Raw genomic sequence first — 12,186 nt, forward strand, 5'->3', positions numbered from 1 at the left:
GCCGGAAATGGGGATCAGAAGACGGCGTAGTCGGCGTCCTTCGGGTCGGCGATGAACATGTGCCCCGGCGCGTGGGTGATGCAGAAGGGGGGCTTCACATCCATGATGGCGGCCTGGGGCGTGCAGCCGCAGGCCCAGAAGACGGGCACCTCTCCCGGGTTGATGTCCACTGGGTCGCCCATGTCGGGCTTGTTCACGTCGGCGATGCCGATGAGAGACGGATCACCGATGTGGACGGGTGACCCGTGGACCGCCGGGAAGCGTCCCGTGCACAGGACCGCCTTGGGAACCTGGGCGGCGGGGATGGGGCGCATGCTCACCACCATGGGGCCCTTCAGGGCTCCGGCGGGGGCGCACTGGATGTTGGTGATGTACATGGGAACGTTCCGGTTCTGCTCGATGTGGCGCACCGGAATGCCCGCCTCGAGCAGGGCCCCCTCGAAGGAGAAGGAGCACCCCAGGAGGAAGCCCACCAGGTCGTCCCTCCAGTATTTCTTCACGTCCGTGGGTTCCTCGACGCACTCGCCGTTCACCCACACCCGGTACCGGGGAAGGTCCGTGGAGAGATCGGCCCCCGGGGCCACAATCTTCGGCTCGGGATTTCCCGGCTCGGTGACGTCCAGGATGGGACAGGGTTTCGGGTTCCTCTGGGCGAAGACGAGGAAATCGTAGGCCAGGTCTTTGGGCAGGATCACCAGGTTCCCCTGGACGTGTCCCTTGCACATGCCCGGTGTGGGGAGAGTCCACTTTCCCTCCCGGATCATCTGCCGGACTTCCCTGGGCGAAACGCCGGCGTAGTCGAAGGCCTTCATCCCTTCAGCACCTCCCGTATTTTTCTCACTTCCACCCCGTTCTCCTCAAGGGCTTTCCGGATATGACGGGCCATCTCCACCGCCGCGGGGTTATCTCCGTGGAGGCAGATGGAATGGGCCGTGAGGTGGATGTCCTTTCCTTCCGCAGAGCGGATGACCCCCTCCTTCACGAGACGCACCATGCGCCCCCCCGCTTCCTTCAGGTCGTGGACGAAGGCACCGGGTTTGCTTCTCGGGACGAGGGAGCCGTCGTCCATGTACCCCCGGTCCGCGAAGGCCTCGGCGGCATACAGGACTCCCTCTTCGGCGGCTGCCTGCTCGAAGAGGGAGTTGGCCAGGCCGAGGAGAATGAGGTCTCCCCCGGCGTCCTTCGTCGCCCGGGCAATGGCCTTCGCCAGGGCAAGGTCCTTGGCCGCCTGGTTGTACAGGGCCCCGTGGGCCTTGACGTGCTCCAGGGGCACTCCCTGGGCCGCGCAGACCGCCTGGAGGGCGCCTATCTGGTAGAGGGTATAGGCATAGGCTTCGTCGGGCGTGACGGCCATGGTGCGCCGCCCGAACCCCTGGAGATCGGGATGCCCGGGGTGGGCTCCCACGGCCACGCCGGCCGCTTTCGCGGCCTTCACCGTTTTGATCATCACTTCCGCGTCCCCCGCGTGGAAACCGCAGGCCACGTTGGCGGAACAGACGCTTTCCATGACCTCGGCGTCCATGCCCATCTTCCACGGGCCGAAGCTCTCGCCGAGGTCGCTGTTCAGGTCAATTCTTGACATCATTCCACCTCCTGGATCTCTTCCCACGAAATTCTGTGCTCCTCGCCGTCCACCCGGATCAGCGCTTCACCCCGGGAAGGAAGGTCCGGCTCCGCCGTCGGCAGCGGGACGGTCTCCCCGGGAGCGGACCGCCACGCGGCCCTCAGGCGGCGCATTTCGTCCCGTTTCCCCGCCTCTTCCCGGGCGAGGGCCAGAGCATCGTCGAGGGATATTTTGTGAAAGCGGACCTTCTGCCCCGGAAGGCGCTGGGACAGGGCGGCGATGTCCACCGAGCAGACCACGCCGATCTTGGTGTACCCTCCCGTGGTCTGCCTGTCCGCCAGCATGACGATGGGCTGCCCGTGGCCCGGCACCTGCACCGCACCGAGAGGAATGGCGTCGGAGATGATGTCCGCCGCCCCCGTGTGCTCGATCTCGGGGCCGTCCATGCGGTATCCCATCCTGTCGGCACTGTTTGAGACTGCGTAATCCGACCCGTAAAAAGTCTCTTTTCCTTTCTCCGTGAAGAGGTCATCCTGGGGGCCGGGAACGACCCGAAGGGGAGCGTCGGGCAAATAGCAGGGCCGCAGCGCCTCCGGGCACACGAGCCCCTCGCACTTTCTCCACAGGGGCAGGGGTTCGCCGCAGCGGACGATATCTCCCTTTTTCAGGGCACGGCCCTGGAAGCCCCCGACCCTGGCCCTGGTATAGGTGGACCTGCTCTCCATGACGGGAGGCACGTCCACTCCTCCTGAAAGACAAAGGTATGCGCGGCACCCGGACCGGGGCCCGGAAAAGGACAGAACGTCCCCCGCGCCCACGGCGACAGCGGTCCACATGGGGGCTGGCCGGCCGTTGACCTGGAAGCCGAGGTCCGCCCCCGTCACGGCAGCCATTCCCTCCCCTTCCGCCACGAAGAGAGTCGGCCCGAGGAGGGTCACCTCGAGGGCCCCCTCGTTCTCTTCATTTCCCGCAAGGATGTTTCCCAACCTGAAGGACGGAAGGTCCATGGCTCCCGCCACGGGCATTCCCTTTCCCTGGTATCCCCACCTGCCGCCGTCCTGTACGGTGGTGAGCATGCCGGGAAGCCTGCATTCCAGTACCAGGGCGCTCATGACGACGCCTCCTCTTCCTCGAGGATGACGGGACGGTAGCTCCCTTTCTCTGACGCCGCCTCGATTTCGTCGAATTCCGGCTTTTCAATGGGGCGGAACCGTATCCACATGCCGGCCTCGAGGAAAATGGGCGGATCCCTGTCGGGGTCGAACAGGCGCATGGGTGTCCTGCCGATGAGCCTCCACCCTCCGGGACTCGCTATGGAATAGATGCCGGTCTGCTTTCCGCCGATGGCCACAGCCCCCGCCGGGATGACCTCCCGGGGGTTCTTCAGCCGGGGCGTTTCCAGAGCCGGATCCATGCCGCCGAGATAGGGAAAACCGGGGGTGAACCCCAGCATGAAGCAGTAGCAGTCCAGCCCCGAATGACGTTTGACGACCTCCTCCGGTGAAAACCCGGTGTGTTTGGCCACGTCGCCGAGGTCGGGCCCCCATTCTTCCCCGTAGAGGGTAGGCACCACGATGGTACGCCGCTTTTCATGGCCTGCGGCCGATTCCTCTTTCCGGCACAGTTCCCCGAGCTTTGAGTACAGCCGCTTCACATCCGTCGTCACCGGGTCGAAGTACACCGCCAGGGAACGGTACGTGGGAACAGCGTCAAGCACTCCGGGAAAACCGAGCCTCATCACGTCGCTCCCGAGAGCGGCGGCCCGGGTGTTGATCTCCATATCGATGGAGTCGCCGAATTCCGCCACGACGCATCCGTCGCCGGCCGTCAGGATTCTCGGATATTTTCTTTCCTCCACTCGAACACCTCCTCCGGCCCCGTATATCATCCGGCCGCTACTGGAACAGCTTCACTATTCCCGCGAAGGAGTTGAAGCCCATCCAGGCGGTGAAGACCACTATGACCCATCCGAGGGCAGTCATCCACATGGGGTGGACGTAGTCCTTCACCACGTCTTTCTTGTAGGCCGCAAGGAGCACGCAGCTCAGGGACAGGGGAAGGATGAGGCCGTTGAGGGATCCGGCCACGATCAGGAGCCGCACCGGACGGCCGACGATGGTCAGGATGGACGTGGAGGCGATGATGAATCCGATGATCCAGAACCGGTAGTACTTGTCGACGAAACCGAACAGCGTACGGAGGAAGGAGACGGAGGTGTAGGAAGCGCCGACCACGGAGGTGATGGCTGCCGCCCAGAGAACCACTCCGGCGATCCTGTACCCGAGAGGCCCGGCGCCGATCTGGAATGCCGACGCCACGGGATTTGTCATGTCGATCTCCGTTCCGAGAAGAACCACGCCGAGGAAGGCGAGGAACAGAAGGTAGCGCATGACGCCGGTGATGACGATGCCGTTGATGGACCCCTTGCTGATCTGCCCGATATGTTCCTTTCCGGTGATCCCGGCGTCAATGATCCTGTGGGCGCCGGAGAAGGAAATGTAGCCGCCCACGGTTCCGCCCACGAGGGTCAGCACCACGAGCCATTTATACTCCTTCAGGAGGCTGAAATTCGTGAAGGGCTTCACCATTTCGTTCACCGTCTCCATGACGGGAGGTTTCGTGACGAACACCACGTAGAACACCAGGGCGAGCATGAGGAATCCGAGGATCTGGGTGAACTTGTCCATGGCCTTGCCGAGGTCCTTCCAGAGGAAGATGGTGATGGCGATGGCAGCGCTGATGACGGCACCCACCATCTGCTCCGTCCCGAAGAGCACCTGGAAGCCGAGAGCCGCGCCGCCCACGTTGCCCACGTTGAACGCCAGTCCGCCGAGGGCCACCGCGAAGGCAAGGAAGTAGCCAAGTCCCGGAAGAACCTTGTTGGCCACGTCCTGGCCCCGCATTCCGGAAACGGCGAGAATACGCCAGATGTTGAGCTGCACCACGATGTCAATGAGGACCGAGAGGAGAATGGCAAAGGCAAAAACCGCTTTCAGTTCATTAGTGAACGAAATCGTCTGGGTGAGGAACCCCGGCCCGATGGCCGAAGTGGCCATGAGGAACGCGGCACCCATAAGCACGCTGAGAGTCTCACTTCTGCTTCTTTCCTGCGTCTTGCCCAAGTCTGTCATACCGACACCTCCATAAGATATGGTAAAAATATGTTTGATGCAGCAGGCTTATTATACGTGATTTTCAAATAAGGGGAAGAAGAGTAATTTTTCACGATTTTTCCTGACCAAAAGATCACTTTTCCGGAAGAAAAGAGGGAGGGAAATGAAACCGTTACGCCGCCGTTGCATTTCTTTGCTACAATAACCCTGGAAACAGGTTCGGGAAGGGAGTCCTGACCATGATGCGCCGCGCCCTGTGGCTTTCGGGAGGCATCTGCTGGTTTGCCTACGTTCTGGCGCCTCTTGCCCTTATTCTTGTCGGATCTTTCGGCGAGAAGTGGTTCGGCACGTTGCTGCCCACCGGCTTCACCCTTAAGTGGTATGCCGATCTGTTCTCCAAAACCATGTACGTCCGGGCCATGGGGATGAGCCTCCTCGTTGCCTGCCTTACCGTTTTCACTAACGCACTCGTGGGTATATGTTCCGTCTACGCTGTGTCCGTCCTCGGTAAAAAATGGCTCCGGCGGGCCTTCGACTTCGTTATCCTGCTCCCCATCGCCATTCCTCCCGTAGTCATGGGACTCGGCCTCGTCCAGGGCTTCAACTGGCCCTCCTTTTCCCTGGTGGGCACATGGCAGCTTCTCCTGGGCGCCCACCTCGTGTACACCCTTCCCTTCATGCTCCGCCCCCTTATGGCCAACATGGACATGCTGAACTGGAACATTCTGGAGGAAGCGGGTACGTCCCTCGGGGCAACGCCTTTCTTCCTCGCGACCCGTATCCTTGTGCCCAACCTCGTCCCCGGGCTTCTCTCGGGGGCCATCATGACCTTTGCCATGTCCCTCGGGGAATTCCAGCTTGCGGTCATGGTCACCGGCTCCGCAAGCCAGACCTACCCGGTGGTTCTCTACCAGGCATTTTACGTGAGCACCGGTTTTGCCTGCGCTGCCACCACCCTGCTGGTCTTCTTCAGCATCCTGAGCCTCGGCGCTGTTATTTTCCTCGGGAGGCTGTTCGGCACCAGGAGCGCGGGGATGGCGGTATAAAATGACAATCACGGAAAGGAGATCATCCGGAATGGATCGAGCCCCCGTTATTTCGGTCATCGGAACATCCACAGCGTCTCCGGAAATTTACGAACTGGCCCGGGAAGTGGGACGGCTCCTTGCCGGGGCAGGATGCACCGTGGTATGCGGCGGAAGGGGCGGCGTCATGGAAGGCGTCTGCCGGGGCGTTTCCGAACGGGGCGGAATATCTGTCGGCCTTCTTCCGGGAGATATCCGGGAGGCGAATCCCTACGTCACAATCCCCCTGTCGACGGGCCTGGGGGAAGTGCGGAATTTTGCCGTGGCCTCCGCCGGAGAAGCTGTCATATCCATCGGAGGCGCTTTCGGCACCCTTTCAGAGATAGGATTCGCCCTGAGATCCGGAAAACCAGTCATCGGCCTGAAAACCTGGCGGATCTCCGAGGACGGAAAGTCTCCGACACCTATGATCGAGGCATCCACCGCATGGGAAGCTGTCCGGCTGGCCCTTGAAAAAACGGGGAGGGATTTCCATGGCCGGGGTTGAACTGAGAGCAGTCAGCAAGCGCTTCGGAAAGACCTACGCCGTCCGGAACGTCTCCCTCTCCGTGGACAAGGGTGAGTTTCTCTCCCTTGTCGGGCCCTCGGGCTGCGGGAAAACAACGACACTCCGCCTGGTGGCAGGCTTTCTCTCCCCGGACGAAGGCGAAGTGCTGCTGGACGGAGAATCCATGGGCGGGGTGGGAGTCCGGCAGCGGCAGGTCGGCATCGTCTTCCAGAACTATGCCCTTTTCCCCAACCTCACCGTGTTCGAAAACGTGGCCTTCGGTCTCCGGACCAGAAAAACGCCGGAGGATGTGCTGCGCCCCAGGGTGGAAGAACTCCTTTCCATGGTAGGACTCGACCGGCGGGCCTCCGCCTGGCCCCGGGAGCTTTCGGGCGGCCAGCAGCAGCGGGTTGCCCTCGCACGGGCCCTGGCCATCACGCCGAAGGTCCTCCTCCTGGACGAGCCTTTGTCGGCCCTGGACGCGAAAGTCCGGAACTCCCTGCGGTTCGAGATAAAAAGGATCCAGAGAGAGAGCGGCATCACCACGATCTACGTGACCCACGACCAGGAAGAGGCCCTCTCAATATCGGACCGGGTGGCCCTGATGAACGACGGCCGGATCGAGCAGACCGGTTCCCCCCGGGACATTTACCTGCGGCCGGCGAACTCCTTCGTCGCCGATTTCGTAGGGGTCAACAACCTTCTGGGGGGAGAATATCTCGGCGGCGGCAGGTTCAGGTGGAGGGAAAGGATCCTGTCGGTGGAGAATGCCCCCCTTCCCCAGGGCCCCTGTTCACTCATGATACGGCCGGAGCGTATTTCCGTCGCCTCCCGTGGTGCCTCCTCAGGGGACGGCAATATCCTTCCGGGGAGAGTGACCGGAAAGGTGTTCCTCGGTCCCCTTCTTCGCCTCGCCGTGGACGTGGAAGGAGAACAGATACTTGTGGACCTCCTCAACACGGAACTGGAACCTCCTGCCCTTGATGATGCCGTAAGACTCCGTTTTTCCCCCGATGACGGACGGCCTGTGGCAGGGCGGTAAAATTCCGGGGCGGCACGGCTGAAAATCCTGGCTGCCCCGATAAAACGGCAGAAAATAAATAATCTCACGTTTCGGGAGGGAAAGGCAATGAGAAAGAATGCGTGGAAAGCGGCATTGGCACTGATTGCGGTCCTCCTTCTCGCGGGGGTCTGCCTCGCGGAAGAGCTCTATCCGGGAGAAAACGCCCTCGCGGAGGCCGCTAAGAAGGAAAAGGGGCTCAACAGCTACGACACCGGCCCCACGTGGGCAAACTGGCAGACCCTCTTCGACGGCTTCGAGAAACGGTACGGCATCCAGATCTCCTGGAACGACCTCGGCAGCGGGGCCACGGTCGTCCGGCTCGACAAGGAGCGGAACAATCCCCAGGGCGACACGGCCTACTACTTCATGCCGTCCGGGGACGCCGCCCGTGAAAAAGGCGTCACCGAACCCTTCAAGCCGGTGAATTTCGACCTCATTCCCGATGAACTGAAGGATCCCGAAGGGAACTGGTTCTGCATCCACAAGGCCACGGTGGTGTTCGTCATCAACAAGAACCTGGTGAAGGAGACTCCGAAGGGGTGGCAGGACCTTCTCGCTCCGAAGTACAGCAAGTCGGTGGTCTACCTCGATCCCCGGACCGCGGGCATCGGATACGCCATCGTCATCGCCACCACCTACGCCCACGGGGGCGACCTCGACCACCTCGACAAGGGCATCGACTACCTGGCCGCCCTGCAGAAATCGGGGAACGTCCGCATGATCGAGAAGACCACCGAGTTCGACAAGTTCGTCAAGGGCGAGATCCCCGTCTGGATCACCTATGACATGAACGCCTACCGGGCCCGGTACATCGCCGGTCTCGGCGACGCCATCGACATCGTCATCCCGGAGGAGGGCACCATTACCGCCCCCTACGCCATCAGCCTCGTCAAGGGCGGCCCCAATCCGAACGCGGGCAAGCTCTGGCTGAACTACATCCTTTCATCCGAAGGGCAGGGGCTCTTTGCCAAGGGGTTCGTCCGGCCCATTCTCCCCGGTTTTGAAATGCCCGCGGACGTGGCGGACAAGTTCCTCCCGGCCTCGGACTACGCCCGGGCGAAGGACGTGGACTGGGTGAAGGCCCAGAAGGTACAGAAAGAAGCTGCCGCACTGTGGGGCAGCAAAGTGCTTGGGGAGAACTAGCAATCATGGAGCGCCGGAGCGGTACATGGCTTTTGCTGCTGCCTCTCGCGGCGGTGCTGGGGCTGTTTCTGCTCTGGCCTCTTGCGCTCGTGCTGTGGGAGAGCCTCTTCATCGAGGGGAGGTTCTCCCTTGACAACTACCTCAGCCTCTTCGTCCGGAAGCTGTACAGGGAATCCCTGACCACGAGCCTCATCCTCTCGGCGAGCACGGCCGTCCTCGGAACTGCCGTCGGTCTGCCCCTGTCCTACTTCGTCCACAAGACCGGAGGACAGGCGAAGAATATTCTCCTTGCCCTCACGGCGGTTCCCCTGACCCTGAGCGGCCTCGTTGTCGGTTTCGCTTTCATAGTGCTCCTTGGGACCAGCGGTTTCATCACCATCATTCTCAGGGAGCTGTTCGGCATCAACCCCCTCGAGTTCTCCGCCTTCCTCTTCACGTGGCGGGGGCTCGTCATAGCCTATCTCTATTTCCTCATCCCCCGGATGATCCTCACCATGACGGCGGCGTGGAGCAACGCAAACTGGAGCCTCGTGGAGGCCGCAGTGTCCCTCGGGGCCGGGCCGGTCACAGTCCTGCGGAAAGTCCTCTTCCCCATGCTTGCCCCGGCCATCCTCGCCGGATCATCCCTGCTCTTCGCCGTGAGCATGGGGGCATTCGGCACGGCCTTCGCCCTCACGGGCACGGCCGTAAAAATACTTCCCCTCGTCATCTATACCCACGTTTCGGAACTGTCGGCAGACATCGCGAAAGCAGACGCCCTGGCCATCGTGCTGACGCTGGTGACCACTTGCGTCATTCTCGCCTACGAAAAATTCTTCACGTCTCCGTCTTCGGCACGGTAAGGGTCAGAACATCAGGCGAACGGCGGCGACAAAAGCCAGGGCGAGGACGATCTGGTTGAACCTCTCCTGGGAGATGCGCCTGACCATCCAGTAGCCAAGAAGGGCTCCGGCGGCAATGGACGGAAGGGCGAGCAGGTTGATCCTGAGGCTCTGGGCGTTGATGAGGCCCAGGCTGATGAAAAGAGGTACCTTCAGAAGGTTCATGGTGAAGAAAAACCATGCCGTGGTGGCGATGAACTGAAGCTTGGGAAGGCCCACGATGAGAAGGTAGAGGCTCATGACGGGGCCGGATGAGTTGGCCATGCCGGTCCCCATGCCGGCGAAGAAGCCGAACAGGGCCGTCAGGAACGGGGATGTCCGGGAAGGAAGGGATTCCCCAGAGGCGATTCTTTTGTTCTTCACGATCCGGGAGACCTGGTGCACCCCCAGCATGAGCAGCACCACTGCGCCGATGATGGGCTTGAGCTGCTCGTTGCTTACATGTCTCAGTATCAGGTATCCCGCTCCCAGCCCAAGGAAGGCGAAGGGCAGCAGGGTGAACAGCTGCCGCCTGTCCGTATGCTTCCAGAACTTCCCCACGGCGAAGATGTCGCCGAAAATCAGCATGGGGAGAAGAACCCCGACGGACATGCGGGCGGGAAGGGCCATGGCCATAAGGACAACAACGAGGATAGCGCTGCCCGGAACGGCCGTTTTGGCTATCCCGATGCCTGCCCCGACGGTGAGCACAATGGTCCAGGCCCATCCGGGGAGATCGAGCCCTGTAAACGAAGCGAGAAAATCCATGATATTCCTCCAAGTGTATGAAAATCAGGCAGCCTGTTGATTATATCCTACTTCGTGCCTCAGGAGGCCGGTCTTTATCCGGAAAGAAGACGTCCGTTCTCCGCGGGGATTTCCGGAGGAGCCCGGGAAACCGGGCCATGAGAAAAATCTGAATCAGCACTCTGAATAAACTCTCCGGACTGTTTGCAGAACAGTGGGGGGTGTGTTCGAGAGCCCTCCCTCACCACAGAGATGCGACCAATACGACGAAAAAGACGAAGAAAATCCACATCGAAATACAGTACGGTGAAAGCGGAATCACATCCTTCGCCGTGCTCCGGGCCAGAGTTGAGATTTTCCGCAAGGCGGGACTTCCTGGAATACTCTACAGCACCATAGGAGACGTATTATTCAAAGATTTTCGCGACTTTGAGCGTGTTCTTTCTCTTGTCCATTTCAATCTCGCCGAAAAAAGTACGACTAATTTGACAATAGCCATTTCTATAGCCTATCATACATATTATTTCTCGATGGACCGCATAAACGGTTTTTCAAACAGTCGCCTGCAAAGAAGATAATACTGTTTTTACGGCTCTATTCTGAACTAAACTTGCAGCTTCCCTGCAAATCCATCAGGCGTATCCGGACTTCGCGCCGGAAAGGAAAACTCATATGGAATACAGGTCTGCTTCATCTCATAAAGGAATTATTCTGTCAGTACGGGGAAGCGTTGTGGACATCCGCTTTGAAGAGGATATTCCCGGCATCTACACCATGCTTCGGACCGGAACTGAGGGAGAGGTCGTCATCGAGGTACTCTCCCAGCGAAGCGAGAAGGTCGTTCGGGGCATTGCCCTGACGCCCACACAGGGCCTCTCCCGGGGAATGCCCGTAGAGGATACGGGCAGGACACTTCAGGCTCCTGTGGGAAAGGGAATCCTTTCCCGGATGTTTGATGTCCTCGGCAACACCATTGATCGGGAAGGGCCACTTCCGGACGTTCAGTGGCGTTCTATTCACAATGATCCCCCTCCCCTGGCCCGCCGTTCGACAAAGTCAGAAATTTTCGAGACTGGGATCAAGGCCATCGACGTTCTCGTTCCCATGGAGCGGGGAGGGAAATCAGGTCTCTTCGGCGGCGCCGGAGTTGGGAAGACGGTTCTCCTCACGGAGCTCATCCACAATATGGTCGGCCGGGAGGAGGGTGTCAGCCTCTTCTGCGGAATCGGCGAACGGAGCCGGGAGGGGGAGGAACTCTACAGGGAGATGAAGGAGGCAGGAGTTCTTCCCAATATGGTGATGGTTTTCGGGCAGATGAACGAGCCCCCCGGGGCCCGGTTCCGGGTGGGTCATACCGCCCTCACCATGGCGGAGTATTTTCGGGACGACGAGCACCGGGACGTGCTGCTCCTCATAGACAACATTTTCCGCTTTATCCAGGCGGGCTCAGAGGTCTCGGGGCTGCTCGGGCAGATGCCCTCCCGCCTGGGCTATCAGCCCACCCTCGGGACGGAGCTTTCCAAGCTCGAGGAACGGATCGCCAACACAGACACGGGAGCCATCACCTCGATCCAGGCAGTCTATGTTCCGGCGGACGACTTCACCGACCCGGCGGCCGTCCACACGTTCTCCCATCTCTCTGCGTCCATTGTTCTCTCCAGGAAGCGGGCGAGCGAGGGGCTGTATCCCGCCATCGACCCCCTCCAGTCAAGTTCGAAGATGACCACTCCCGGAATCGTGGGGGAGCGCCATTATCTTCTTGCCCAGGAGATACGGAAGACCCTGGCCCAGTATGCCCAGCTCAAGGATATCATCGCCATGCTCGGCATCGAACAGCTTTCCGTCGAGGACCGGAATGTTGTGGCCCGGGCCCGTCGGATTGAACGTTTCCTCACCCAGCCTTTCTTCACCACCGAGCAGTTCACCGGTATGAAGGGCCGGCTCGTGAGCCGTGATGATGCGCTGACCGGCTGTGAGCGTATACTGAATGATGAGTTCACAGAATATCCGGAAAATGCCCTCTACATGATCGGATCCGTGGATGAGGCAAATGAAAAGACGAGATCGGTAAAAACTTCCGGGAAGAGTGTTCCTTCTCCTGAATAAAGGAACCTGCCCGGAGAT

The 12,186-nt window shown here is 60.5% G+C and carries 12 protein-coding genes; 6 read left to right on the top strand and 6 right to left on the bottom strand.

Features of this window, described 5'->3' with window-relative positions; all coding sequences use genetic code 11:
- Nucleotides 1-14: 14 nt before the first annotated feature.
- From C8D99_RS02915 to C8D99_RS02935, 5 genes are read right to left on the bottom strand one after another with little or no spacing between them, the layout of a single operon-like run.
- Nucleotides 15-812, bottom strand: a complete 798-nt coding sequence (locus C8D99_RS02915; RefSeq protein WP_133956206.1) for a putative hydro-lyase — start codon at nucleotides 810-812, stop codon at nucleotides 15-17.
- Complete coding sequence (locus C8D99_RS02920; RefSeq protein WP_133956208.1) at nucleotides 809-1,582, bottom strand: LamB/YcsF family protein; 774 nt, start codon at nucleotides 1,580-1,582, stop codon at nucleotides 809-811. The genes C8D99_RS02915 and C8D99_RS02920 overlap by 4 nt, the downstream gene beginning before the upstream one ends.
- Complete coding sequence (locus C8D99_RS02925; protein WP_133956210.1) at nucleotides 1,582-2,676, bottom strand: 5-oxoprolinase subunit C family protein; 1,095 nt, start codon at nucleotides 2,674-2,676, stop codon at nucleotides 1,582-1,584. Before C8D99_RS02925 ends, C8D99_RS02920 begins: the two co-directional genes overlap by 1 nt.
- On the bottom strand, nucleotides 2,673-3,422 hold the full coding sequence (gene pxpB, locus C8D99_RS02930) for a 5-oxoprolinase subunit PxpB (RefSeq protein WP_243833815.1): 750 nt from the start codon (nucleotides 3,420-3,422) through the stop codon (nucleotides 2,673-2,675). Before pxpB ends, C8D99_RS02925 begins: the two co-directional genes overlap by 4 nt.
- A gap of 37 nt (nucleotides 3,423-3,459) precedes the next feature.
- A complete protein-coding gene (locus C8D99_RS02935) occupies nucleotides 3,460-4,695 on the bottom strand; it encodes an NRAMP family divalent metal transporter (RefSeq protein WP_133956214.1) in 1,236 nt (411 codons plus the stop codon).
- A 221-nt stretch (nucleotides 4,696-4,916) separates the two neighbouring features.
- On the opposite strand from C8D99_RS02935, the gene C8D99_RS02940 reads away from it, so the two are divergent.
- From C8D99_RS02940 to C8D99_RS02960, 5 genes are all read left to right on the top strand, one after another.
- Nucleotides 4,917-5,723, top strand: a complete 807-nt coding sequence (locus C8D99_RS02940; RefSeq protein ID WP_133956216.1) for an ABC transporter permease — start codon at nucleotides 4,917-4,919, stop codon at nucleotides 5,721-5,723.
- Between the two features lie 31 nt (nucleotides 5,724-5,754).
- The gene (locus C8D99_RS02945) at nucleotides 5,755-6,249 is read left to right on the top strand and encodes a TIGR00725 family protein (protein WP_133956218.1); all 495 of its coding nucleotides are present in this window, start codon (nucleotides 5,755-5,757) and stop codon (nucleotides 6,247-6,249) included.
- Complete coding sequence (locus tag C8D99_RS02950) at nucleotides 6,236-7,291, top strand: ABC transporter ATP-binding protein (RefSeq protein WP_133956220.1); 1,056 nt, start codon at nucleotides 6,236-6,238, stop codon at nucleotides 7,289-7,291. Before C8D99_RS02945 ends, C8D99_RS02950 begins: the two co-directional genes overlap by 14 nt.
- A gap of 87 nt (nucleotides 7,292-7,378) precedes the next feature.
- Complete coding sequence (locus C8D99_RS02955; RefSeq protein WP_133956222.1) at nucleotides 7,379-8,455, top strand: extracellular solute-binding protein; 1,077 nt, start codon at nucleotides 7,379-7,381, stop codon at nucleotides 8,453-8,455.
- A gap of 5 nt (nucleotides 8,456-8,460) precedes the next feature.
- Nucleotides 8,461-9,297 carry an ABC transporter permease gene (locus tag C8D99_RS02960; protein ID WP_133956224.1) on the top strand — a complete coding sequence of 279 codons (837 nt, stop codon included), beginning with the start codon at nucleotides 8,461-8,463 and terminating at the stop codon, nucleotides 9,295-9,297.
- Nucleotides 9,298-9,300: 3 nt separating this feature from the next.
- Here C8D99_RS02960 and C8D99_RS02965 read toward each other — a convergent pair whose 3' ends face one another.
- Nucleotides 9,301-10,083 carry a sulfite exporter TauE/SafE family protein gene (locus tag C8D99_RS02965; protein ID WP_133956226.1) on the bottom strand — a complete coding sequence of 261 codons (783 nt, stop codon included), beginning with the start codon at nucleotides 10,081-10,083 and terminating at the stop codon, nucleotides 9,301-9,303.
- Nucleotides 10,084-10,734: 651 nt separating this feature from the next.
- Between C8D99_RS02965 and atpD the strand changes: the two genes are divergently transcribed.
- Complete coding sequence (gene atpD / locus C8D99_RS02970; protein ID WP_133956228.1) at nucleotides 10,735-12,168, top strand: F0F1 ATP synthase subunit beta; 1,434 nt, start codon at nucleotides 10,735-10,737, stop codon at nucleotides 12,166-12,168.
- Nucleotides 12,169-12,186 lie beyond the last annotated feature (18 nt).

The organism is Aminivibrio pyruvatiphilus (genome assembly GCF_004366815.1).
Taxonomy (GTDB): domain Bacteria; phylum Synergistota; class Synergistia; order Synergistales; family Aminobacteriaceae; genus Aminivibrio; species Aminivibrio pyruvatiphilus.